Origin of the sequence: Brachybacterium sp. AG952, from assembly GCF_004362645.1 — a bacterium.
GTDB lineage: Bacteria > Actinomycetota > Actinomycetes > Actinomycetales > Dermabacteraceae > Brachybacterium > Brachybacterium conglomeratum.
The window spans coordinates 1,085,822-1,107,420 of record NZ_SNXV01000001.1; the positions used below are offsets into that span (position 1 = coordinate 1,085,822).

The window sequence follows — 21,599 nt, forward strand, 5'->3', positions numbered from 1 at the left end:
CCGGTCGTTATATCCTGGTCTCGTGATCAGATCGTTCGGGAGCAAGGACACCGAACGATTGTGGCGTCGTGAGCGAGTGCGCTCGATCGATCATCGGATCTATCGGGTCGCACTGCGCAAGCTTCGTCAGGTGGGATCGGCGGAGGTGCTCGACGACCTCCGTGTCCCGCCGGGCAACCGGCTCGAAGCACTGAAAGGCGACCGTGCCGGTCAGCACAGCATCAGGATCAACGACCAGTGGCGGATCTGCTTCATATGGACGGACGCCGGACCGGAGGAGGTGGAGATCGTTGACTATCACTGACAAGATCGCCCCGATCCACCCGGGTGAGGTCCTCATGGAGGACTTCATCGAGGGATTCGGGATCACGCAGAACAAGCTCGCCGTGTCGATCGGGGTGCCGCCGCGGCGGATCAATGAAATCGTCCACGGCAAGCGAGGGATCACCGCAGACACCGCGCTTCGGCTGGCGAAGTACTTCGGTACGTCGGCGGAGTTCTGGATCAACCTGCAGAGCCACTACGAGCTGGACCGCGCGGAGGACGTCGCGGGCGAGCAGATCGCGGCGATCGCGCCGTTGCAGAGCGCATGAGCGCGCCTGTGCAGCGTCGGTTCTCTGATATCTCGCACCTGAGGCAGGTCATCGACGCACGGCGGCTGGAACGGGGTCGGCCGATCGTGGTGGGCGTGTCCGGCTATGGAGGTTCAGGAAAGAGCACGTTGGCGCGGGACGTCGTCGAGGGTCGCTCGGCAATGATTCGGATGCGAGGTGATGACTTCTTGGACCCATCACGATCGCATCGTCGATCAAGTGATTGGGATGGCGTCGATCGCTGTCGACTCGTCAGCGAGGTCCTTGCTCCCTTCCGTGAGGAGCGTGAGAGCACTTTTCATCGGTACGACTGGTCGCGACGCGAGCTAGGCGAGCCGGAGTCTGTGCCTGCGGGGGAGGTGCTCGTCGTTGATCTCATCGGGCTCTTCCATCCCGAGTCACTCCCTGCTCTTGACCTGACGATCTGGATGGATGTCCCACTCGAGGCGGCTCGCGAGCGTGGGATGCGGCGGGATGAGGAACTGGGCCGTGACCATTCGCGACTGTGGGAGGAGGTGTGGGTTCCGAACGAGGTCGATTTCGATCGGAACCACGCACCTCGCGATAGTGCCGAGATCCTGTACTCGGCGTGATGGTCTACCGTGGCGGAACTCGGTGGAGTTCCGGTTTAACGTCTAGGCAGGCACCTTCGCGCGTGTGCCGCAGTCAGAGCCGAGTGGCCCTCGACGCAAGTGTGATATCACGATATCGTTCTGGGGGAGGTGGTCGTGATGACGAACGTGCTGATCCGTGGTCTGAGTGAGTCTGCCGTCGAGCGCATCGATGCTGAGGCGGCGGCCCTGGGGCTCTCGCGCAACGAGTACCTGCGTCGGCGCTTGGAGCAAGATGCCCCGCCTCCAGCAGCGGCCACGGTCGATGCTGATGACTGGAGGCGTTCAGCGGAGGCTTTCAGGGATCTTGCTGACCCTGACGTGATGGATGCCGCGTGGCGGTGACGAACTGGCTGGTCGACAAATCGGCATACGTGCGGATGCAGGCCGGGCAGGCGGCGAGCCTCTCCGAGTGGAACTCGCGCATTGAGCGCAGGCTGATGCGTCTTTCGACGGTGACGCGGCTCGAACTCGGCTTCTCCGTCCGCTCGGGTGAAGTGGGGCGCGAGGCGTTCGGGCTGCCTCCGCTGTCGCTCATGCCGATCGAGCACCTCACGCCCGCGATGGAGGACCGCGCCTTCGAGGTGCAGATGCTCCTCGCTGATCATGGCCGGCACCGCGCTCCGTCCATCCCGGATCTGCTCATCGCCGCGACGGCGGAGAAAGCGGGGTTGACAGTCCTGGCCGTCGACAAGGACTTCGATCTCATCGCGGAGGTCACCGGTCAGCCTGTGGAGACGCTCGTACTGAACTGACCCATTGCGGTCGCGTCACCGGCCCATGAATCGGCTGGCGGTGCAGGACCTCAGTGGGCTTCGAGACGATGTCCCGGCACTGGTGCCGCCAGTGCCTGTGCTGACGCCAGATCCTGCGCAGCTCTGTCGCATCGGCGGCGTTCCACGCCGCCAGCAGCTGCAGTCCCTCCGCCGTCGGGGCGGTGGGCTCTGCGATGTAGGCGGACAGGGCGATCGACGGCTCGGAGTCCAGTGCGAGCTCCTCGAAGTCGAGGGTGGGCTCCCCGACCTCGTGGTGGTGGAGGATCTTCGTCCCGGCGCGGTGGACGCCGACGTCGTGAGCGGCCCAGCGGGCGCTGAAGTCCTCGCTGCGGGTGGTCAGCTCGCCGACGAGCTGACTGAGCTGCGTGTCGTGCGGCGTCGCTCCGGCCTGGGCGCGCAGGATCTTCACGCAGGTGGCGGCGGCTCCGTCGAGGTCGTCGTAGAACCTGGCGGCGGCGGGGTCGAGGAAGACGAAGGATGCCAGGTTCGGCGCGGAGGCGTCGGAGACCCCGGTCAGGTCGCCCTTCTCGATCCGGGTGTAGTAGTCCACCGAGGCAGATCTCCCGGTTCCACCGTGCGCTCGCCTGGTCGTGCTCTCCGGTCTCCCGGGAGTCGGGAAGACGAGCATCGCCGAGATCGTCGCTGCGCGCACAGGGTCGGTCCACCTGTCCGTCGATCCGGTCGAGGACTCGATGCTCGCCTGCGGTCTGCCGCGAGGCTGGGTGGTCGGGGTCGCTGCCTACGAGGCGACGCGTGCGATGGCCGAGCTGAACCTTGGGCTCGGCCACGATGTCGTCGTCGACGCGGTGGACGACAGCGACGAGGCCCGGCAGACCTGGCGTGCTGCCGCGGCACGAACAGGTGCAGACATCGAGTACGTGCACCTCCTGATCTCGGATGCGCAGGAGCATCGACGGAGGCTCCATGGCAGGGATCGAGGGCTCGCGCATGTCGGCGAACCGACCTGGGCGGACGTGCAGCGCAGGCGTCCCGACTGTGCGGCGTGGTCCGATGCCGTGGCGGAGATCGACACAGGCGAACGGGCTGCCGACGAGGTTGCGGATCTTCTCGTCACCAGGCTCGGCGTGCGGTGACGGCCTCGATGCTAGAGTTATCTTGGCGTCAAGATAAAAAGGAGGCGGCGATGAGGCTCCACCACGCTCAGATCTCCATCGCGCGCGACGGGGAGGATGACGCTCGCCGCTTCTACGGTGAGGCGCTCGGGCTGCAGGAGGTGTCGAAGCCGCCGTCGCTCACAGGCCGGGGCGGATGCTGGTTCCGTGCCTTCGACGGTGACGTGATCACCGCCGAGCTCCATCTCGGCGTGGAGGAGCCGTTCCGTCCGGCCGAGAAGGCCCATCCGGGTCTCGTCCTCGACACGCTCGACGAGCTCGAGGCGACGGCTGCACGCATCGAACACGCCGGCTATGAGCTTTCCTGGGCGGAGCGCGACACCTTCGAGGGGTACGTCCGCTTCCATACGCGCGACGGCTTCGGCAACCGTGTCGAGGTGATGACGCCGGCTGCGTGACATGCGGTCGGTGCAGTCGCCCGCCGCCAGGGGGTGTCGTCGGAGAGTGTGGCCGCGCTCAGAACAGCGGCCACGGCACCGCCGGCATCTCGCCGCCCGGGGCCGGGAAGAGCCCGTCCTCCTGCAGCCGGGCGCATCGCGCTGCGAGGGCTGCGAGCTCGTCGGCGCTGAGCAGCTCCGCAAGACGCTCGCCGAGCTCGCTGTCCAGCTCGTCGGCGACGCGGCCGACGCCTCCCAGCTCCTCGGCGGTCAAGGGCTCGCCCAGCCAGCCCCACAGGACGGTGCGCAGCTTGTCGTCGTGGTGGAAGGTGAGGCCGTGGTCGACGCCGTAGCGGTGCCCGCCCTCCATGGCCAGGACGTGGTCGCCCTTGCGGTCGGCGTTGTTGACGATCACGTCGAACACCGCCATGCGCCGCAGCGCGGGCGTGTCCTCATGGACCAGGACGATCTGCTGACCATCCTGGTCCTCGCCCTCGAGGACGGCCCGCCAGCCCGTGTCGGGCACCTCGTCCGCCGCGACGAGGTCCACGGGGCTCTGATCGAGGTCCCGCTCCTGCCAGAGCTGCACCATCCCCTCGCCGAACGGGCCGTCGCGCAGCCAGGTGCGCGGCACGACGTCCCAGCCGAGGGCCTCGGAGACCAGGAAGGAGGCCACTTCCCGACGGGCCAGAGTCCGGCCGGGGAAGTCCCAGAGCGGGGCCTCGCCCGCCACGGGCTTGTACACGACCGCATCGTCGCCGATCCTGCCCAGGAACGTCGCGTTCGACGCCGTCGCGAGGCGACCGGTGAGCGTCAGCTCGGCGGTCACCAGGTCAGCCTGGGACATCAGGACTCGGGGATGATGCAGGTGTGGCCATCGGGGTCGATGGGGTAGCCGCAGAGAGTGCACAGGGGACGCCCGGCGTCCACGACCTCGCGGGTGCGCTGGGTGAACGCCCGGGCGGTGCCGACGGGCATCTTCACCCTCAGCATCTCGGAGTCCTCGGCGAAGGAGTCCTCCGCGGACGAGTCCTCCGCGGACGAGTCCTCCGCGAACCCCTCGTCGAGCTCGTCGTCGGCGGGGAGAGGATGCGCCTCGATGATCACCTGCGCCGTGGTGGGGTCCCAGCCGATGCCGATGGTGCCGGCGCGGAACTGCTCCTGGACGGTCTCGAGCGGAGCATTGTCGACCAGCTCGACGGGAGTGCTGGTGGGCACGCTCCAGCGGTTGCCCTCGACCTCGCGGAGCCGGTCGAGGATCTCGTCGATCTTCTGCGCGAGCAGGGCCGACTGCTCCTTCTCGAGGGCGATGCTCACGATCTGCGCCCCTGTGCGCGCCTGCAGGTAGAACGTCCGGGCCCCGGGACGCCCGACCGTCCCGATGACGACCCGGTCCGGCCAGTCGAACTCATGAACATGGGCGGGCACGTCGGTCATGTGACGATCCTAGGCGCCGCGGCCTCGGCAGCGGGAGCGCCCGCGCCGCCGCCCACCGCGGCATCACCGGCGTGCACGCCTTTCGCGAGCCAGGACAGATCGCCGGAGTCGGTGTTGATCGCCGGGACCCGCGGCCTGCTCGCGCCGTAGCTCACGATCGACACCGAGGCGGGGCCCGCCTCCAGCCTCTGGAACATGTCCAGGTGCATGCCGAGCGCATCGGCCAGGACCGACTTGATGATGTCGCCGTGGCTCACCGCCACCCACACCGCTCCCGGACCGTGCTCGGCCTCGATCTCCGCATCATGGCGTCGGATCGCCGCCACCACCCTGGCCTGCATCCCCGTCATGGACTCGCCGCCGGGGAAGACGACCGCGGAGGGATGCGACTGCACGGTCCGCCACAGATCCTCCTTCGCGAGATCGTCGAGCCGTCGGCCCTGCCACCGGCCGTAGTCGCACTCCGTGATCTCGTCCTCGATCGACCAGGGCGGCGCGACCGCCTGTCGCTCGACGATGGCCCGGGCGGTCTCCCGGCAGCGGTCCAGCGGACTCGAGACCACCGCGGCGACGGGCACCGCCGCGATCCTGTCGCCGGTCCGCGCGGCCTGCTCGCGTCCCACATCGTCCAGGCTCACGCCAGGAGTTCGGCCCGCCAGGAAGCCCGTCGCATTGGCCGTGGTGCGACCGTGCCGCACGAGGAGAACTGTCGCCATTCCTCCAGCGTAGCGAGGCTGGGGAGACCTGCTCCACCACCTGCCCGTCAGCGCCCGCGATCCACGGCATCGTGCTGAGCCCCGGGCGAGTAGGGTCTCGACGACTGGGCGCGGAGCGCGCCGGGGAGGGGCAACCGATGGATGACAGGCCGACGGACGGTACGAGGGACCAGAACAGCGCGGACGTCGTCGAGCTCACCGGGCGGCTCCTCTGCGCTGACCTCACCGAGGCCTCCACGGTCCGGCAGCACCTGCCCGAGCACATCGCCCTCACCCGCGCCGAGCCCGGATGCTTCCGCTTCGAGGTCGAGCCGACCGAGGACCCGCTGGTCTGGACCGTCGTCGAGCAGTTCGTGGACCGTGCGGCTTTCGATGCGCACCAGGCGAGGGTTCGCACGAGCCGCTGGCTCGAGGCCACCGCAGGGATCGCACGGGACTACGTCATCTCGACCCGGGATTCGCTCGACGAGGTGAGCGCCGTTACCCCCTCGCCAATGCTGCGCCGGCTTCGCGCCTCCGACGCCCCAGCGGTGCATGCCGCGTTCGGATCGGCCGACGACATGGCTCGTCAGGGCGACGTGACCACGCTGGCGGAGGCCGAGCGGTATGTCGCGCGCCTGCTCGCGGAGGACTCACCGCACGAGCCCTGGGCGATCGCCGAGGGCGAGGAGCTGATCGGGCTCATCGCCGTCACCGTCGACGAGGAGAACCTCAGCGGCTGGTTCTGGTACTGGGTGACGCACCGTGCCCGCGGACGCGGCCTCACCGCCCGCGCCGCCGCGACTGTCGCGCAGTGGGCGCTCACCGAGCGCGGCCTCGAGCGACTCGAGCTCGGGCACCGCGTGAACAACCCGGCCTCAGGCGCCGTCGCGCGAGCGGTGGGCTTCGTCAAGGAAGGCACCGAGCGCGGCAAGTTCCTCATCGACGGCCAGCGTTTCGATGTCGACACCTACGGCCGGCTGCGCACGGACCCGGCCCCGGCCTTCGACTCCCTGCCCCTGCGCGCCGGCGAATGACCGCGCGAGCCGCTATGCCACCGCCGCGTCACGCAGCTGCAATCGGCGCACCCCGGGACGTATCCTGGCTCACACGGCATTGGAGGGATCGTGATGAGCGCGTCGCAGCACAAGCCCGTTCATGACCACGCGCCGGGACCGGGGGAGGAGACCCCGCTCCCGGAGCTCGAGGCGGATGAGACCGTCGCGCCGCGCCCCGAGGAGGAGATCGCGGATCTGCTGCGCGCCGATCCCGCCACGGAGGTGCCGGAGCCTGCGGCCGACTGACCCGTCGGCCCTGGAGCGGCCCGCGCCCGGGCTCAGAAGACGATGAGGCAGCCGAGCCCGAACAGGATGAGGAACGCGAACAGCGCGATGCTCACGAAGTTGTTCTCGGCGGAGCTCGGCTCCCGATCCTCCGGCGTCCAGCCCTCGATCGTCGGCGGCGTCGTCGTGATCTCGTTCTCGACGGGGTGATGTGTCGTGTTCATAGTGCTGCCACCAATCTGCTCGCTTCGGTCCAGGTCGAGATTGTCAGGATGACGAAGACGACCACGATGAACGCCGTGTACGTCCATCGCTGGGCGTGATCAGCCCGCCAGAACCGCCGCACGCTGACCACGCCGTTGACGGCGGCGAGCGCGCAGAGCGCCAGGCCCACGGGCCCGGCGATCCACCCAGCGAGGCTCAGGAGCGGGATGAGGACGGGTATCGCCACATAGGTGATCGTGCACCGCAGCGCGGAGATCACGACGGCGACGCGGAAGGCCCGGTGCGCCCCGGCGCCTGAACTCGGCGCGGGCTCGCGGATCCCCAGCAGCCAGCGCATCGCCCTGTCGGCGGCCCGGTCGGAGCGGAACGCGGTGCGCCCGCTCGCTGCGCCGGGGCCGACGGGGCACGCGGCACGGGACCCCGCTGGGACGGGGGTCTCAGCGGCGACGTCCTCGGGAGCGACGTCCTCGGGAGCGACGTTCTCGGGCGCGAGGGAGGAGTGCATCACTCCTCCTGCCCCTGCTGCTCCCGCGGATCCTGCTGGGTCCGCGTGCGGTTGCTCCGCCAGAGTGCCCGCACGCCCGAGGCCGCGACCAGCAGGGCCGCTGCACCGATGAGACCACCGGTGAAGAAGCCCCAGTACATGGGCTGGACGCTGGTAAAGCCGTCGCCCTCGCCGATGCCGCTGCCGATCAGGATGCCGAAGAACGGCGCGAGCAGGGCGACCACGAGCCCGACCATGATCCGTCGGAAGCCCGGCGGGGTGGGGGCGAGGACTACCCGGCGGCCCGGCGTGGGGATGCTCTGCGGGGAGGGGGCTCGCTCACTCATGATCATCGTCCTCCTGAGGGGTCGCCGCCGTCTGCGGCGGGCGGGGGTGGGCGGTGCTCGACGGGGTGGTGCTCGGGCTCGGGACACTGATGGGGGCGACCGCCTCGTCCTCGGGGGCGAAGTTCTTCAGCGCCCCCATCACCGGGCCGATGATGTCCATCGGCAGCGGGAACACGACGGTCGAGTTCTGGTCCGCGCCCAGCTCCAGCAGGGTCTGGAGATAGCGCAGCTGGAGCGAACCGGGGGCCTCGCTCAGCACGAGCGCCGCATCGCGCAGCTCGGTGGAGGCCTCGAGCTCACCGTGCGCGCTGATCACCTTCGCGCGCCGTTCGCGCTCGGCCTCGGCCTGACGGGCCATTGCCCGCTGCATCAGCTCGGGGATCTCCACGTCCTTGATCTCGACGACGGACACCTCCACACCCCACGGCACCGCCTGCTGGGCGATCGAGCGGTAGAGGTCCTCGTTGAGGTCCGCGCGGTGGGCCAGGAGCGTGTCGAGGTCCGCGCGGCCCACCACGGAGCGCAGCGTGGTCTGGGCGTACTGGGAGGTGGCGACCGCGTGGTTCTCCACCTCCATGACGGAGCGCACGGGGTCTGCGACCTTGAACATCACCACGGCGTTGACGCGGGCGGTGACGTTGTCACGGGTGATGACCTCCTGGGGCGGGATCGTCAGGGTGACCACGCGCATGTCGACCCGCACGGAGCGGTCCAGATACGGCAGCAGGAGCACCAGCCCGGGGCCGATCGCGCCGCGCAGCCGGCCCAGCCGGAAGATGACCAGGCGCTCGTACTCGCGCACCACGCGCAGCGAGGCGATGAGCACGATGAGCACGAGGGCGGCCACGATGATGCCGAGGAGCATGCTGCTAGGCATGGGTGTCGGAGTCCCTTCCGTCGGAGGCGTAGCGGGTCCGGCCGAGGACCAGCGGGGTGATGCCGTCCGTCGGCGCCCGACGGTCGGAGGAGTAGGAGGTGCGGCGGCGCTGGAGCGCCTCCAGCGCTTCGGCCCGATCCTCGAGGTTCTCGTCCAGCGAGCGGAACAGCACGCCCTCGGGATCCACGGGGGAGCGCCGTAGGTGGGACCACAGCGGCAGGGACAGGAGGGCAACGGGAGCGGCGGTGACGAGCAGCAGCAGCTGGCTCAGCCCGCTCTCGACGGTGAACGCCGCACCGAGCGGCCAGAGGATGGCCAGGACGCTCACCGCGCAGGCGATGCCGCGGTGGAACCGTGCGGATTCCGAGGACGGCCACGGGTCGACCTCGTGGCGCATCTCCCGGCCGTCGTCCGAGGTGGTGCAGGTGTCCTTGATGGGGCACGCATTGCACACCGAAGGCTTGCCCCGGTAGCGCATGACGCGGTTTTCCGGGTCGAAGGACTGCGGCCACAGCCACTGGTCCTCCGGGCACAGCCACGCGTCGTGGTCCTCGTGGTAGACGAAGCCGGTGGTCTGGTTCGCGTCGTGCAGGGTGTGCACCCGCTTCGCGAGCCGGTCGATGCCGTGGGCGGCGAGGACCAGCGCGATGCCGTAGGCGGCGGAGAGCCACGCGGCGATCTCGATGCTCTGGAGCCAGCCCGTCATGGCAGCGGGTCCTCACCGGCCGCCTCGTCACGCCGACGATCGGAGGCGTAGCGGGTAGAGGGCGCGTTCTCGGAGCGTCCCGCAGCGGTGCTCCCGCTGACGGGCGTCCGCAGGCCGGTGCGGTCCTCGCGCGCCTCGGGGGTCTCGTACACGAAGAGGGTCTCCGGCTCCATCTGGGTGACGGTCGCGCGGATCGCGTGCCGCACACCGAGCCACGTGATGTACACGAAGGGCAGGATCCCGCCGACGATGAACAGGACGTCACCGGGCAGGCGCATCCACTCCAGGACCAGGTTCTCCGTCTGGGTCAGGTAGGCCAGCGACCGTGCCTCGACATAGCCCTCGCTGACCGACGCCCACAGCTGGAGCACGCCGAGCGGCAGCAGCGTCGCGAAGACCATCCAGGCCAGGCCGATGTTCAGCGACCAGAAGGACAGCTTGGCCAGGCGATCTGGCCACTTCTCGGGCGTGATGATGTAGCGCAGCGCGAACAGGGCCAGGCCCACGGCGAGCATGCCGTACACGCCCATCATCGAGCCGTGCGCATGGTTCGCGGTCAGCGCTGTGCCGATCTGGTAGTAGGACACGATCGGCAGGTTCACCAGGAATCCGAACACGCCGGCGCCCAGGAAGTTCCAGAAGCCCACGGCCACGAGGAACATGACCGCCCAGCGGTGGGGGAAGGGTGCGGTGGTGCGCGATTCCTGTCGTGCGCCGAGCTGCAGGAAGGTCCATGCCTCGACGGTGAGGAAGGTCAGCGGGATGACCTCCAGCGCCGAGAACACGGCGCCCAGCGCCATGTGCTCGACGGGCGTGCCGGAGAAGTACAGGTGGTGCATCGTGCCGATGACGCCGCCGGCGGAGTAGAGGATGACGTCCAGCAGGATGATCTGGATGGCGATGCGCCTGCGCACCACGCCGAGCATCACGAAGATGTACGCGACCATCACGGTGGTGAACAGCTCGAGGAAGTCCTCGACCCACAGGTGGACCACCCAGAACCGCCAGAACTCGGCGACGGTCAGGTGCGACTCGTTGGTCGCCAGCAGGCCCACGGCGTAGAACGCGGGGATCGCGAGCGCCGCGTACATGAACAGCCACGGCATGTTGAACTTCGACTCGGTGCGCAGGCGCGAGCGGATCGCGCGCACGATGATCAGGAACCACAGCGCGAGCCCGATGGTCAGCAGGATCTGGAACATGCGGGGCAGGTCCAGGTACTCCCACTGCTGGGTGAAGAAGAGCGAGCCCTCCGCCCACTGGGGTCCGTAGATGCTGATGGCGGTGCCGCCGAACATGCCGACCACCACGAGCGCGAGCGCGCCGAGCAGGCCGTAGGAGAGGTAGTGCTGCCCCTTCGGCTCCCGGCCCGAGATGATCGGGGCGAGGAAGATCGCGGCCGCCAGGAACGAGGCCGCGGTCCACAGCAGGGACAGCTGCACATGCCAGGTGCGGGCGAGGTTGAAGGGGAAGATCTGGGCAAGGTCGACGCCGAAGAAGCCCTGGATCTCGACCCGGTAGTGCTCGACGGACGCGCCGACCACGGACTGGATGAGGAACAGCAGCGCGACGACGAGGAAGAACCAGGCGGTGGACTTCTGCGCCTTCGTGATCCCGACCGTGCCGGGCTGCAGGAAGCGCAGCGACGTGGTGTCGTTGCCCTTCCAGCCGAGCTTGCTGCTCCAGCGCCCGTAGACCGCGAACAGCAGGCCGAGGCCCACCAGCAGGGCGACCAGGGAGATCGCGGACCACACCAGGATGTCGGCCGTCGGATGGTTGTCGACCCGCGGCTCGGCCGGCCAGTTGTTCGTGTAGGAGTAGCCGAGGCCCGGGCGCTCGGCAGCGCTCGCCCACGCGGTCCAGGCGTAGAAGGCGGTGAGATCGTGGATGTCCTCGGGGGCGGTGATCGCCTCGGGGATGAGCCCGTTCGCGGTGGTCGGATCGCCGAAGAACTCCGCGTAGTGCTCCTGGATCGCCTCGAAGGCGCTGATCTGCTCGTCGGTGAACACGAGCGTGCCGGTCGCCTCGTCGTACCGGTTGGTGCGCTGCATCTGCGAGGTCGCGACCGAAGGCTCCTGGACGCCCTGGCTGGTGAGCTGCTCGGCGATGTGCTCGCTGCTCAGACGGAGGTACTCCGCGGTGTAGTCCGGGCCCAGGTAGGCGCCGTGGCCCATCACCGAGCCGTACTGCTGCAGGCCCCGCGCGAGGAAGATGTTCTGGCCGCGGGTGATGTCCTCCTGCGTGAAGATCTCCTCGCCGCTCTCGCTGACCACCTGCTCCGGCAGGGGCATCGAGTCGGTGTAGGTCCGGTAGGCGAGCACCCCCATCACCATGAAGCCGAAGATCAGGACGAGGGCGACGCCCTGGACCCATCCCTTCGAAAGGGAGATCTCGGATCTCGACCGGGCGGGGGAGTCCTTGTCGGTGACACTCACGAGGCTGAATCCATCCTGTGCGGAGGCGTCGCGACACGGGGCCGCTCCACCTGGGCGACGGGAGGCACGGCACCCTCGCGGCACGGCCTGGTCGTGCGGCGGGGGAAGGGTGCCGTGACCTCCCTCGAAGCTGGGCACAGCATCACCTGGGAGTCCCGGATCGAGAATGACGTGCGTCAATCGAGTCCATTTCGGGGCGCTGAGCCTGATCTGCGTCAGTCAAGTGCACGGCGACAGAGGCGTCCTCTGCGGTGGACGGGGCCGGTGGGTCGATGGGGCCGACGGGGCGCAGCGTCCACAGGCACAGGGCCGACGGGGCCTGGCGGCCGGGCCCTAAGGCCCGTCCCGGGGCGGTGCGCGGCGGCTATGGTGGTAGCGCGGCTGAGAGCTGTGGCGATGGAGCGCTGCAGCACTCGTGCTCGCAGGTCGTGGCACCCGCTACGACCTCCCGCGGCCCGCGCTCGCCGAGGAGGACTGACGGTGGCCCTGCAGGTCTCTCCCCATATGCCGGTGCGCAGCCCCGGCCGGCGCCGCACCATCCCTCTGCGCGTCCTGCCCATCCCGCACGAGTGCCCGCTGCCTGTGCGTCTGCAGGCACTGAGCCGGTCCCGCTGGTTCCACTCACTCGACGAGCGGCAGCTCCGGGCGCTCGATGCGCGCATGACGCGCTGCAGCTGGGGAGCCGGGGAGACTCTCTTCCGCGCCGGCGAGGGCGCCGATGCCCTGCACATCATCGCCGAGGGACGGGTCCGGCTCTCCCAGCGGGCCGCGGACGGCACCGAACGGGCCACCGACATCCTGGGGCCGAGCATGCCGCTCGGCGCTGTCGGGGTCGGCCGGCGCACCGTGCAGCGCGAGACCGCCGAGGCGCTGGTGGACACGTGCGCGCTGCGCATCGAGCAGGCGGTCTTCCATCAGATCCTGCTCGAGCACCCCACGGTCGCCGTGCGGGTGGTCGAGGCCGTCACGGACCGTCTCTCCCAGCTGCAGAACGAGACCGGCGGGTGGATGACCTGGCCCGTCGCCGCGCGGCTCGCCGCTGTGCTGCTACGACTGTCCGTGAGGCTCGGCCGTGATCGCGGACATCGCGGGATCCTGCTGGACGTCCCCTTGTGCCGCGCCGATCTCGCCGGTCTCACCGGCTCGACGCCCGAGTCCGTCTCCCGGGTGCTCAGCCGGTGGAAGGAGGAGGCGATCATCGACTCCGGCCGGCGCTGGGTCGCGCTGCTGGACGTCGAGCACCTGCGTCGGACCGCAGCCGGGGGGTGGGACGGGGCCGTCGCCGTGGGCGACGAGCCTCGACTGCGCTCGAGCTGACAGGACTGGGCGAGCCCGCCCCTCACCCCTCCTGCGGCGTCAGCGTGCGCGCGTACTGCACCTCGCCGGTCGCATCGATCAGCTCCACGGTGAACTCCTCGCCGTCGGGCGCGATCTCCACCCGGCCGAAGAACTGGCCCTTCCCGTCGCGCGGGGAGCCCATCGCGGGGCCGGCCTTCTGGAAGTCGACCTCGGGGCCGAAGGTGCCGTCCATCTCGTTGGGGCCGAAGGAGCCGGCGTTGATCGGTCCGGCCACGAACTCCCAGAACGGGTCGAAGTCGGTGAACGCGGCCCGCTCGGGGGAGTAGTGGTGCGCGGCGCAGTAGTGGACGTCGCCGGTGAGGAAGACGACGTTGCGGGTGCGCTGGGACTTGATCCCCGACAGCAGGCGCGCGAGCTCCAGCTCACGGCCCAGGGGTGCGCCGTCCTCGGCGTTGGCGATCGACTCCTGGCCCTCGCCGTCGGGCACCACGATCCCCAGCGGCAGGTCCGCGAGGATCACCTTCCAGGTCGCCTGCGACCTGCGCAGACCCTTCAGCAGCCACTGCAGCTGCTCCTCGCCGAGCATCGACGTGGCGCGCTGCTCCCGCCCGTCGGTGTTCTCGCCCTTGTGCGTGCGCATGTCGAGCACGAACACGTCCAGCGCCGGCCCGCGGGAGATCTTCCGGTAGATCCGCTCCGGCTCGAAGCCGGTGCCGGGCTTCAGCGAGCGGACGTCGGCGATCGGCTGGTACTCCTGCCAGGCGCGTCGGCCGCGCGCGGCGAGGGTGTCCACGTCGACGACGGAGTAGCGGTCGTCCTCCAGCACCTCACCGGGCCACCAGTTGTTGGTGGTCTCGTGGTCGTCCCAGGTGGCGATGACCGGGACCTCGGCGTACAGCGCGCGGATGTTCTCGTCCCTCAGGTTGTAGCTGTGGCGGCCGCGGAACTCCCGCAGCGTCTCGGCCACCTTCGCGACCTCGTCGGTGACCAGGTTGCGCCAGATCGTGCCGTCGGGCTCCTCGATGCTCTCCTCGATCGGGCCGTCGGCGTAGATCGTGTCCCCGGCGTGGAGGAAGAAGTCGGGCTCCACGGCGCGCATCGCCTCGTAGCCGAACATGCCGCCGACGTCGGGGTTGATGCCGTACCCCTGGCCGGCGGTGTCGGCCGTCCAGACGAAGGACTGCGCCCCGTCGGAGCGGTGCCCGGGCGCGGTCCCGAAGCGGCCGGTGCCGACCTCGCCCCGCTTCCCGTTCTCGTCCTCGAAGAACAGCTCGACCTCGTACTGCGTGTCGGAGGGGAGGTCCGTCGCGCTGATCCGGGCGGTGAAGTCGGTCCGCTCGGTGGCCCAGGGGCCGCGCAGCACGATCGGCTCGCTGTCCTGGCCGCGGCCCTTCCCCCGGCCCCTCGAGGAGGAGGTGAGGCGACGGCCCTCATGGTCCAGGGCGTGCAGGACGGCGTGGAGCCGGCCCTCGCCCGAGGCGCGGGACCAGAGCACGGCGGAGTCCATGGTGACGTCCCCGGTCTGCAGGCCGGAGGGCAGGGTCAGGCGAGCGGCGCCGGGGCGGGAAGGAGCGGGACGAGCGGGCGCGGCGGAGGCGGCGGGCGGGGTGATGGCGGGGACCGCGGCGGCGAGGGAGGCCGCGGCGGCGCCCTTGAGGAGGGTGCGACGGGCAGGGGAGCGGAAGGTGTCCATGTCGGGAGTGAACTCCTCCGGGGTGACGAGGGCGTGGCCCGACGATGAACTCCGGGCGAGCCCGGCGGTCACCGCCCGGCCCTGGCGTCGTCCCCGCAGCCCGTGACTACCGTGGGGCCATGAGCAGAGCGAGGCCGCAGCGACCCGACCACATCGCAGTGCGCGGAGCGCGCGTGCACAACCTCCGCGGCCTCGACGTCGACATCCCGCTGGACCGCCTGGTCGCGATCGCCGGCGTCTCCGGCTCCGGCAAGTCCTCCCTCGCCATGGGCGTGGTCTACGCCGAGGGCTCCCGCCGCTACGTCGAGGCGCTGTCGACCTACACCCGCCGACGCATGGCGCAGGCCCCGCGCGCGGACGTCGACGAGGTCGTGCACGTCCCCGCCGCGCTCGCGCTGCGCCAGCGGCCCGGGGTGCCGAGCGTCCGCTCCACCTTCGGCACCTCCACCGAGCTGCTGAACGTGCTGCGCCTGATGTACTCGCGCCTTGCCTTCCACCTCTGCCCGAACGGGCACCGCGTCCCGCCCTCGCTGCTCGTCGCCGCCGAGGAGCCCTATCCCTGTCCGGAGTGCGGAGCGGACGTGGACCCGCCCGGCGCCGAGGCGCTCGCCTTCAACTCCGAGGGCGCCTGTCCCGCCTGCGAGGGCACCGGGATCGTGCGCGAGGTCGACGACGACGCCCTGGTCCCGGATCCGTCGAAGACCCTCGACGAGGGCGCCGTGAAGCCCTGGAACATGTTCGGCTGGAAGGTGCAGCCGGACATCGCCCGCGAGTTCGGGGTGCGCACCGACGTGCCCTGGTGGGACCTCGAGGACTGGGAGAAGGGCATCGTCCTGGACGGTCCCGAGGAGAAGAAGGCGATCACGGTCCGCTCGAAGAAGGGTGCCCACGACCTCGACTTCACCTTCCGCAACGCCCGCCTCACGGTCACCGAGGAGCTGCGCCGCGCCCACGACGAGAGGCGGCTCGCCCGCGTCTCCCGCTTCCTGGTCGAGCGCACCTGCCCCGCCTGCGAGGGCACGCGGCTCTCGCCCGCGGCGCGGGAGCCCGAGATCGACGGGAAGGACCTCGCCGTCGCCTCCGCGATGACGCTCGACGAGCTCCTGGACTGGGCGCCGAGGATCATCGAGCCCCTACCGTCAGAGATGCATCCGATGGCGCGCGGGCTCGTGGACCAGTTCCTGCAGATGGCGGAGCGTCTCGTCCACCTCGGCCTCGGCTATCTCTCCCTGGACCGGGCCGGCTCCACCCTCTCGACAGGGGAGCGCCAGCGCGCCCAGCTCGCCCGCGCCGTCCGCAACCGCACCACCGGCGTGCTCTACGTGCTCGACGAGCCCAGCATCGGCATGCACCCCTCGAACATCGACGGACTCGTCGAGCTGATCGGCGACCTGCTCGCTGACGGGAACTCCGTGCTCGTCGTGGACCACGACGTGCAGCTGCTGCGCGAGGCCGAGGAGATCCTCGAGATCGGCCCCGGCGCGGGCGGCGACGGCGGCACCGTCATCGCCCAGGGGAGCGTCGAGGAGATCATCGCCGATGCCGCCTCCCGGCTCGGCCCGTTCCTCGACGGCCGCGAGGAGATCGTCGTCCGCGAGCGCGCCGCCGAGCAGGACGTCTTCGCGCACGGCGCGATCCGCCTGGAGAGCGCGCCGCTGCACACCGTCCGGGAGCTCGACGTCTCCGTGCCGCGCGGCCGCCTCACCGCGGTCACCGGCGTCTCCGGCTCGGGCAAGACCACCCTGGTGCTCGAGACGCTCGTGCCCGCGCTGCGCGCGAGCAGCGAGGGCCGCGAACTGCCCGGCCACGTGCACTCGCTCGAGGCCGACGGGGTCGAGCACGTCCACCGCATCGACGCGACCCCGATCGGCGTGAACGTCCGCTCGACCGTCGCCACCTACTCGGGCGTGCTGGACCCCCTGCGGCGCGAGTTCGCCCGCACCCCGGCCGCGCAGGAGCGCGGACTGACCATGGGCGACTTCTCCTACAACACCGGCTCCCTGCGCTGTCCGCGCTGCGAGGGCACGGGCCGCGTCGAGCTCGACGTGCAGTTCCTGCCCGACGTCGACATCGACTGCCCCGACTGCGAGGGGAGCCGCTACGCCCCTGAGGCCTCGGAGATCCGGCGAGGGGACGTGCCCCTGCCCGGCCTGCTCTCCGTCACCGTCGCCGAGGCGATCGAGCTCGTCGGCGACGTCCGCGCCGTCCGCCGCACCCTCGAGACCCTGGTCGACCTCGGGATCGGCTATCTCACCCTGGGCGAGGACACCCCGGCCCTCTCGGGCGGCGAGGCGCAGCGCCTCAAGCTCGCCGGGCAGATGGGCCGCACCCAGCGCGACGCCGTGTTCGTCTTCGACGAGCCGAGCGTCGGCCTGCACCCGCTGGACGTGCGCACCCTCGTGCACGTCCTGGACCGGCTCGTCGACAACGGCGCGACCGTCCTGGTCATCGAGCACGACCTCGACCTGATCGCCAACGCCGACTGGGTGATCGACATGGGACCGGGCGGAGGCGCCGCGGGCGGCCGCCTCGTCGCCCGCGGCACCCCCGAGCAGATCGCCGCCGACCACGACAGCCTCACGGGCGGCCACCTGCGCCGCCACCTGGGCGGATGACGGCGACGGGCACTCCGCCTGTGGAGAGCGAAGACGAGCCCCAGCACCCCCGGTACTTCCACGGCACGCGAGCGGCGCTGCGGCCGGGGGACCTGATCACCGCAGGCCACCGCTTGCGCTGCCGGGACGACGTGGTCATGAACCACGCCTGCTTCACCGCTCGCCGCGACGGCGGGGACCGGCCGCCGAGATCATCAACTGACGAGGACGCCGACACCCCGCACGGCTAGGCTGGCTACGGCCGTGCGCAGAGGCGCGGCACCCCCACACGAGGAGACCCCATGGCCCTGCACGAGATCACCCTCCCCTCCGCGAACGGTCGCGATGAGATCCAGGCGTGGCTGCACGTGCCCGCCGTCGCACCGCGCGGGATCGTGCAGATCGTCCACGGGCTCGGCGAGCACTCCCGCCGCTACCTGCACGTGATCAGCGCTCTCGTCGACGACGGCTTCGCCGTCCTCGCGGGCGACCACGCCGGCCACGGCGCGACCGCGATGCGCTCGGGAATCTGGGCGGACGCCGGGGACGAGGCGGCGCGCGTCGTCGTCGAGGACGAGCTCGCGCTCCAGGCTCGTGCCCGTGAGATCCTGCCCGGCCTGCCGCACGTCCTCTACGGCCACAGCTGGGGCTCGATGATCGCGCGCGTCGTCGCGACCGCACCGCAGGCGCAGCTCGCCGGTCTGGTGCTCGGCGGGATCGCGGCGCAGATGCGAGGGATCGAGGCGAGCATCGACCGCGAGGCGCTCGCCGCCCTCGCCACCGGCGCGCAGAGGGCCGACCCCGCCCCCGAGGAACTCGTCGGCCAGCTCTTCGACGGGTTCCTCGACCGCTTCGGGGAGGACGCCGGGCCCACCGCCTGGGTCGCGTTCGACGAGGACGTCGTCACCGACCACGGCCGCGACCCCCTGAACAACTTCGGTGCCCCCATGAGCGCCCGCTTCCTCCAGGGCTTCGTGGACGTCTACGACCGGGCGAACTCCGAGGCGTTCTACTCCGACCTGCCCGCCGGGCTGCCCGTGCTGATCCTCGCCGGCGACCAGGACCCGGTGGCGAACTACGGCGAGGGCGCGCTCCACGTCGCGAACCGTCTGCACGAGGCCGGCCGCACCGACGTGCGCACGCGCATCTACCCGGGCGTGCGCCACGAGGTCCACAACGAGCCCACCACCCGCGAGGACGTGGTGCAGGAGATCCTCGCATTCGCCGATCGCGCGACGGAGGGCTGAGGGGCTGGGCCGACCGGTGGCGAGTGCGCCGAGCTATCGCTGTGCCGCAAGGTAGGCCCGGATCGCCTCCAGCAGCTCGGCGAGATCCCGCTTCGACATCGCGAAGCCGTCGGTCCTGCAGCGGTGCGCCGCCCCTGCGTGCCGCCGGTGCGCGCCGACGCCCGGGGGCAATGGCACGATGAGCGTATGGAACCCGACGACGTGCAGTTCTTCCTCGCCCTCGAGGAGCAGGTGTGGCAGGCGCAGGTCACGGGGGACGTCGCGGCCGAGCGGGAGCTGCTGCCTCCGGACTTCCTCGGCGTGGACACCGATGGGGTCAACGACCTGGAGCGCCATCTCGCCCAGCTGGCCGACGGGCCGATCACCGCGGACTTCGCGCTGTCCGAGGCGCGGCTGCTGCGGGTGGGGCAGGACGCTGTGCTGCTGAGCTACCGGGCCGACGCCCGCGCCCCGCGCGAGCAGGCCGCGGAGACCTTCTTCATCACCTCGCTCTGGCAGCGGCGCGGGGATCGGTGGTGGAACACCTTCAGCCAGGACACCCCCGCCGCCCGCTGAGCTCGTTCAGCCCGTCGGCCCTCCTCCTCACGCACGTCCGTGCCGTGCTCTGCGAAGTGCCGGACGTCCTCCGCGTGGGCCAGGGGCTGCTTCTCGGCCTGACCGATGTCATGACTGGCCCCTCCTCGTGCCGTTGCCGCCGTCGCCGGCGGTGGTGTCGTCGGAGTCGGTGCGGGCGGCGTCCGCGCCGCCGGTGCCGTCGTCCGCCATCTCCGGCTCCCAGCCGTCGGCCCAGGTGTCGGTCTCGAAGTCGTAGCCCACGGGCTCGCCGTCCTCGTCGGTGCGCTGGTACCAGTCGGTGTAGTCGGAATGCGTGGACTCGACGCCCGCTCCGGCACCGGTCCCGGGCTCGGAGGGGACCACGTGGAGCTCGAAGTCGTCGTCGTACTTGTCCACGCCCGTCACGATGGCGTTGCGCAGGGCGGTGTCCGCGTACTTTTCGCGCAGCGTGCGGGGATCGGTGTTCAGCTCCCGGAACCAGGCGATGATCAGCAGCAGCACGATGATCGCGAAGGGCACCGCGGTGATGATCACCAGCGACTGCAGGCCCTCCAGCGCGGTCTCGTCGCCCAGCAGCAGCATCACCAGGGCGATGCCGCCCATCACCATGCCCCAGAACACCACCACCAGCTTGGGCGGGTTCTGGCTGCCGCGCGTGGTGAGGATCCCCATCACCACCGAGGCGGAGTCCGCGGCGGTGATGAAGAAGATCGCCAGGATCGCCATGATCAGCACCGGCATGAACTGCGAGAACGGCAGGTTCTCCACCATGTCGAACAGCACCTGGGCCGGGTTCACGGTCTCGATCTCCCCGAGCTTCCCATCGCGGTACATGGAGATGGCGGTGCCGCCCATCACGCCGTAGGCCACGAACAGCAGGGCGGAGGGGATGAAGATGACGCCCAGGATGAACTGGCGGATCGTGCGCCCGCGGGAGATGCGGGCGATGAAGATGCCGACGAAGGGCGACCAGGAGATCCACCAGGCCCAGTAGTAGACGGTCCAGGCGGACTGGAAGTCGAGCGTGTCCTGGCCCCAGGAGGCCGAGCGGCCCATCATCTCCAGCATCGAGTTGAAGTACTCCATGACCCCGGAGGGCACCAGGTTCAGCAGCAGCAGCGTGGGGCCGAGCAGGAAGATCAGCCCGGCGAAGCCGATGGTGAGCACGATGTTGATGTTGGAGAGGTAGCGGATGCCGCGGGAGACCCCCGAGACCGCCGAGACCACGAAGCCGATCGAGAGCACGGCGATGATCAGCACCAGCACCGTGTTGGTCAGCTCGGAGACGCCCGAGACGACGACGACGCCCTCGCCGATCTGCAGGGCGGCGATGCCCAGGGCCGCGGCGGTGCCGAACAGGGTGGCGATGATCGCGAAGATGTCCACCAGCTGACCGGCCCAGCCCTCGGAGCGGCTCTTGCCGAAGAGGCGCTCGAACACGGAGGACATCAGCAGGGTGCGGCCGCGTCGGTACGCGGAATAGGCGACCGCGCCGCCCACCAGCGCGTAGATCGCCCAGGCGTGGAAGCCCCAGTGGAAGTAGGTCTGCGCCAGGGCCCGGTGCATGGCCTCGGTGGACTCCGGCTCATTCGTCAGCGGCGGCGGGGACAGGAAGTACGTCAGCGGCTCCGAGGGGCCCCAGAACATCACGCCGATGCCGAGCCCGGCGGCGAACAGCATTGCCACCCAGCTGAAGGTCGAGAACTCGGGACGCTCCTCGTCCTTGCCCAGCGGGATCCTGCCGTAGCGGGTGAATGCCAGGACGAGCATGGTCACCAGCACGATGGTGGCGACGGCGTTGAACAGCCACCCCAGGTGCTCCATCACCCAGCCGTAGACCGCGTTCGCGACCACGCTGACGCTGTCGGTGGCGACGATGCCCCAGATCACGAATGCGACGGCGAGGACTCCGGCCACGGCGAGGACGAACCTGTCGATGCTGTAGCGGCGGCGCTGCTCGTCGACGGCGATGCCGGGCACCAGGGCCGGGTGGATGTTGTGGGGGTACTTGGGGCGTGCGTAGTCGAAGGTCGCCAGCTTGTCCGAGCGGCGGCCGGCTCGTCGTCGCGGCACGGGGCGGTCAGGGCGCTCCGTGCTCTGGCGGGGGTCGTCCTCGGTGTTCACATAGGCTCCGTTCTCGAGGGGAGGCGAATCGGGCTGCGGATGCCGCGAAGCCGGGCAGTGCCGATGGACGGCCCTGCCCGGCTCTGTCGCGGGCCACGGTCTCGGGGT

General features: G+C 70.2%; 26 protein-coding genes. 14 read left to right on the plus strand and 12 right to left on the minus strand.

All coding sequences use genetic code 11. The features are described 5' to 3' along the window. Positions 1–22 precede the first annotated feature (22 nt). The 5 genes from DEU31_RS04820 (at position 23) to DEU31_RS04840 (ending at position 1,959) form a co-directional block, all read left to right on the plus strand. Positions 23–304: a type II toxin-antitoxin system RelE/ParE family toxin gene (locus tag DEU31_RS04820; protein WP_133676085.1), complete on the plus strand. Its 282-nt coding sequence runs from the start codon at positions 23–25 to the stop codon at positions 302–304. Then, positions 291–593, plus strand: coding sequence for a HigA family addiction module antitoxin (locus tag DEU31_RS04825; RefSeq protein WP_133676087.1), 303 nt, complete (start codon positions 291–293; stop codon positions 591–593). Before DEU31_RS04820 ends, DEU31_RS04825 begins: the two co-directional genes overlap by 14 nt. Continuing rightward, complete coding sequence (locus DEU31_RS04830) at positions 590–1,186, plus strand: phosphoglycerate transporter (protein WP_243733719.1); 597 nt, start codon at positions 590–592, stop codon at positions 1,184–1,186. Before DEU31_RS04825 ends, DEU31_RS04830 begins: the two co-directional genes overlap by 4 nt. Before the next feature lie 138 nt (positions 1,187–1,324). Beyond that, positions 1,325–1,549 carry a hypothetical protein gene (locus DEU31_RS04835; protein WP_053918634.1) on the plus strand — a complete coding sequence of 75 codons (225 nt, stop codon included), beginning with the start codon at positions 1,325–1,327 and terminating at the stop codon, positions 1,547–1,549. Beyond that, entirely contained in the window at positions 1,540–1,959 is a 420-nt protein-coding gene (locus DEU31_RS04840; protein ID WP_133676089.1) for a PIN domain nuclease, read from the plus strand. Before DEU31_RS04835 ends, DEU31_RS04840 begins: the two co-directional genes overlap by 10 nt. On the opposite strand, the gene DEU31_RS16720 is transcribed toward DEU31_RS04840, so the two are convergent. Then, positions 1,922–2,530, minus strand: a complete 609-nt coding sequence (locus tag DEU31_RS16720; protein WP_208109955.1) for a hypothetical protein — start codon at positions 2,528–2,530, stop codon at positions 1,922–1,924. The genes DEU31_RS04840 and DEU31_RS16720 overlap by 38 nt on opposite strands. Before the next feature lie 40 nt (positions 2,531–2,570). On the opposite strand from DEU31_RS16720, the gene DEU31_RS04850 reads away from it, so the two are divergent. Both DEU31_RS04850 and DEU31_RS04855 read left to right on the plus strand, forming a co-directional pair. Further along, positions 2,571–3,074, plus strand: coding sequence for an AAA family ATPase (locus DEU31_RS04850; RefSeq protein WP_166649384.1), 504 nt, complete (start codon positions 2,571–2,573; stop codon positions 3,072–3,074). 50 nt (positions 3,075–3,124) lie between these two features. Continuing rightward, a complete protein-coding gene (locus tag DEU31_RS04855) occupies positions 3,125–3,511 on the plus strand; it encodes a VOC family protein (protein WP_133676092.1) in 387 nt (128 codons plus the stop codon). Between the two features lie 58 nt (positions 3,512–3,569). On the opposite strand, the gene DEU31_RS04860 is transcribed toward DEU31_RS04855, so the two are convergent. Genes DEU31_RS04860 through DEU31_RS04870 form a run of 3 tightly spaced genes read right to left on the minus strand, consistent with a single transcriptional unit; the run spans position 3,570 to position 5,643 of the window. Next, positions 3,570–4,337 (minus strand): SCO1664 family protein, encoded by a 768-nt coding sequence (locus DEU31_RS04860; protein WP_133676094.1) that lies wholly within the window; start codon positions 4,335–4,337, stop codon positions 3,570–3,572. Further along, the gene (locus DEU31_RS04865; protein ID WP_133676096.1) at positions 4,337–4,927 is read right to left on the minus strand and encodes a DUF3090 domain-containing protein; all 591 of its coding nucleotides are present in this window, start codon (positions 4,925–4,927) and stop codon (positions 4,337–4,339) included. Before DEU31_RS04865 ends, DEU31_RS04860 begins: the two co-directional genes overlap by 1 nt. After that, complete coding sequence (locus tag DEU31_RS04870; RefSeq protein ID WP_208109956.1) at positions 4,924–5,643, minus strand: MSMEG_4193 family putative phosphomutase; 720 nt, start codon at positions 5,641–5,643, stop codon at positions 4,924–4,926. The genes DEU31_RS04865 and DEU31_RS04870 overlap by 4 nt, the downstream gene beginning before the upstream one ends. Before the next feature lie 137 nt (positions 5,644–5,780). Between DEU31_RS04870 and DEU31_RS16905 the strand changes: the two genes are divergently transcribed. Further along, complete coding sequence (locus DEU31_RS16905; RefSeq protein WP_208109957.1) at positions 5,781–6,659, plus strand: GNAT family N-acetyltransferase; 879 nt, start codon at positions 5,781–5,783, stop codon at positions 6,657–6,659. A gap of 93 nt (positions 6,660–6,752) precedes the next feature. Further along, positions 6,753–6,926: a hypothetical protein gene (locus tag DEU31_RS16725; RefSeq protein WP_164736160.1), complete on the plus strand. Its 174-nt coding sequence runs from the start codon at positions 6,753–6,755 to the stop codon at positions 6,924–6,926. Between the two features lie 32 nt (positions 6,927–6,958). On the opposite strand, the gene DEU31_RS16730 is transcribed toward DEU31_RS16725, so the two are convergent. Genes DEU31_RS16730 through DEU31_RS04905 form a run of 6 tightly spaced genes read right to left on the minus strand, consistent with a single transcriptional unit; the run spans position 6,959 to position 11,979 of the window. Beyond that, positions 6,959–7,129, minus strand: coding sequence for a hypothetical protein (locus tag DEU31_RS16730; RefSeq protein ID WP_159419669.1), 171 nt, complete (start codon positions 7,127–7,129; stop codon positions 6,959–6,961). After that, positions 7,126–7,635, minus strand: coding sequence for a hypothetical protein (locus DEU31_RS04885; RefSeq protein ID WP_241237596.1), 510 nt, complete (start codon positions 7,633–7,635; stop codon positions 7,126–7,128). The genes DEU31_RS16730 and DEU31_RS04885 overlap by 4 nt, the downstream gene beginning before the upstream one ends. Beyond that, on the minus strand, positions 7,635–7,961 hold the full coding sequence (locus DEU31_RS04890; protein ID WP_126986508.1) for a hypothetical protein: 327 nt from the start codon (positions 7,959–7,961) through the stop codon (positions 7,635–7,637). The genes DEU31_RS04885 and DEU31_RS04890 overlap by 1 nt, the downstream gene beginning before the upstream one ends. Beyond that, the gene (locus DEU31_RS04895; RefSeq protein WP_082358889.1) at positions 7,954–8,838 is read right to left on the minus strand and encodes a slipin family protein; all 885 of its coding nucleotides are present in this window, start codon (positions 8,836–8,838) and stop codon (positions 7,954–7,956) included. Before DEU31_RS04895 ends, DEU31_RS04890 begins: the two co-directional genes overlap by 8 nt. Beyond that, entirely contained in the window at positions 8,831–9,544 is a 714-nt protein-coding gene (locus tag DEU31_RS04900; protein ID WP_133676098.1) for a hypothetical protein, read from the minus strand. Before DEU31_RS04900 ends, DEU31_RS04895 begins: the two co-directional genes overlap by 8 nt. Next, positions 9,541–11,979 carry a cbb3-type cytochrome c oxidase subunit I gene (locus DEU31_RS04905; RefSeq protein WP_133676100.1) on the minus strand — a complete coding sequence of 813 codons (2,439 nt, stop codon included), beginning with the start codon at positions 11,977–11,979 and terminating at the stop codon, positions 9,541–9,543. The genes DEU31_RS04900 and DEU31_RS04905 overlap by 4 nt, the downstream gene beginning before the upstream one ends. 480 nt (positions 11,980–12,459) lie before the next feature. On the opposite strand from DEU31_RS04905, the gene DEU31_RS04910 reads away from it, so the two are divergent. Beyond that, a complete protein-coding gene (locus DEU31_RS04910) occupies positions 12,460–13,296 on the plus strand; it encodes a Crp/Fnr family transcriptional regulator (RefSeq protein ID WP_243733721.1) in 837 nt (278 codons plus the stop codon). A gap of 22 nt (positions 13,297–13,318) precedes the next feature. Here the strand turns inward: DEU31_RS04910 and DEU31_RS04915 are convergent, their stop codons facing one another. After that, positions 13,319–14,971: an alkaline phosphatase D family protein gene (locus DEU31_RS04915; protein WP_133676102.1), complete on the minus strand. Its 1,653-nt coding sequence runs from the start codon at positions 14,969–14,971 to the stop codon at positions 13,319–13,321. A 119-nt stretch (positions 14,972–15,090) separates the two neighbouring features. Here DEU31_RS04915 and DEU31_RS04920 point away from each other — a divergent pair, with 119 nt between their 5' ends. The 4 genes from DEU31_RS04920 (at position 15,091) to DEU31_RS04935 (ending at position 19,367) form a co-directional block, all read left to right on the plus strand. Continuing rightward, complete coding sequence (locus DEU31_RS04920; RefSeq protein WP_133676104.1) at positions 15,091–17,586, plus strand: excinuclease ABC subunit UvrA; 2,496 nt, start codon at positions 15,091–15,093, stop codon at positions 17,584–17,586. A gap of 20 nt (positions 17,587–17,606) precedes the next feature. Continuing rightward, positions 17,607–17,816 carry an NAD(+)--rifampin ADP-ribosyltransferase gene (locus DEU31_RS04925; protein WP_087104412.1) on the plus strand — a complete coding sequence of 70 codons (210 nt, stop codon included), beginning with the start codon at positions 17,607–17,609 and terminating at the stop codon, positions 17,814–17,816. 51 nt (positions 17,817–17,867) lie between these two features. Continuing rightward, on the plus strand, positions 17,868–18,812 hold the full coding sequence (locus tag DEU31_RS04930) for an alpha/beta fold hydrolase (protein WP_133676106.1): 945 nt from the start codon (positions 17,868–17,870) through the stop codon (positions 18,810–18,812). Between the two features lie 186 nt (positions 18,813–18,998). Then, on the plus strand, positions 18,999–19,367 hold the full coding sequence (locus DEU31_RS04935) for a nuclear transport factor 2 family protein (RefSeq protein WP_126986522.1): 369 nt from the start codon (positions 18,999–19,001) through the stop codon (positions 19,365–19,367). Between the two features lie 108 nt (positions 19,368–19,475). Here DEU31_RS04935 and DEU31_RS04940 read toward each other — a convergent pair whose 3' ends face one another. Then, positions 19,476–21,491 (minus strand): BCCT family transporter, encoded by a 2,016-nt coding sequence (locus DEU31_RS04940; protein ID WP_133676108.1) that lies wholly within the window; start codon positions 21,489–21,491, stop codon positions 19,476–19,478. Between the last annotated feature and the right edge of the window lie 108 nt (positions 21,492–21,599).

Excerpts from the sequence above, each read along its gene's own strand:
- DEU31_RS04900 (WP_133676098.1), bottom strand. The coding sequence starts at position 9,544 with ATGACGGGCTGGCTCCAGAGCATCGAGATCGCCGCGTGGCTCTCCGCC.
- DEU31_RS04935 (WP_126986522.1), top strand. The coding sequence starts at position 18,999 with ATGGAACCCGACGACGTGCAGTTCTTCCTCGCCCTCGAGGAGCAGGTG.
- DEU31_RS04890 (WP_126986508.1), bottom strand. The coding sequence starts at position 7,961 with ATGAGTGAGCGAGCCCCCTCCCCGCAGAGCATCCCCACGCCGGGCCGC.
- DEU31_RS04915 (WP_133676102.1), bottom strand. The coding sequence starts at position 14,971 with ATGGACACCTTCCGCTCCCCTGCCCGTCGCACCCTCCTCAAGGGCGCC.
- DEU31_RS04930 (WP_133676106.1), top strand. The coding sequence starts at position 17,868 with ATGGCCCTGCACGAGATCACCCTCCCCTCCGCGAACGGTCGCGATGAG.
- DEU31_RS16730 (WP_159419669.1), bottom strand. The coding sequence starts at position 7,129 with ATGAACACGACACATCACCCCGTCGAGAACGAGATCACGACGACGCCG.
- DEU31_RS04920 (WP_133676104.1), top strand. The coding sequence starts at position 15,091 with ATGAGCAGAGCGAGGCCGCAGCGACCCGACCACATCGCAGTGCGCGGA.
- DEU31_RS04895 (WP_082358889.1), bottom strand. The coding sequence starts at position 8,838 with ATGCCTAGCAGCATGCTCCTCGGCATCATCGTGGCCGCCCTCGTGCTC.
- DEU31_RS16725 (WP_164736160.1), top strand. The coding sequence starts at position 6,753 with ATGAGCGCGTCGCAGCACAAGCCCGTTCATGACCACGCGCCGGGACCG.
- DEU31_RS04830 (WP_243733719.1), top strand. The coding sequence starts at position 590 with ATGAGCGCGCCTGTGCAGCGTCGGTTCTCTGATATCTCGCACCTGAGG.
- DEU31_RS04865 (WP_133676096.1), bottom strand. The coding sequence starts at position 4,927 with ATGACCGACGTGCCCGCCCATGTTCATGAGTTCGACTGGCCGGACCGG.
- DEU31_RS04860 (WP_133676094.1), bottom strand. The coding sequence starts at position 4,337 with ATGTCCCAGGCTGACCTGGTGACCGCCGAGCTGACGCTCACCGGTCGC.
- DEU31_RS16905 (WP_208109957.1), top strand. The coding sequence starts at position 5,781 with ATGGATGACAGGCCGACGGACGGTACGAGGGACCAGAACAGCGCGGAC.
- DEU31_RS04870 (WP_208109956.1), bottom strand. The coding sequence starts at position 5,643 with ATGGCGACAGTTCTCCTCGTGCGGCACGGTCGCACCACGGCCAATGCG.
- DEU31_RS04835 (WP_053918634.1), top strand. The coding sequence starts at position 1,325 with ATGACGAACGTGCTGATCCGTGGTCTGAGTGAGTCTGCCGTCGAGCGC.
- DEU31_RS04855 (WP_133676092.1), top strand. The coding sequence starts at position 3,125 with ATGAGGCTCCACCACGCTCAGATCTCCATCGCGCGCGACGGGGAGGAT.
- DEU31_RS04885 (WP_241237596.1), bottom strand. The coding sequence starts at position 7,635 with ATGCACTCCTCCCTCGCGCCCGAGAACGTCGCTCCCGAGGACGTCGCT.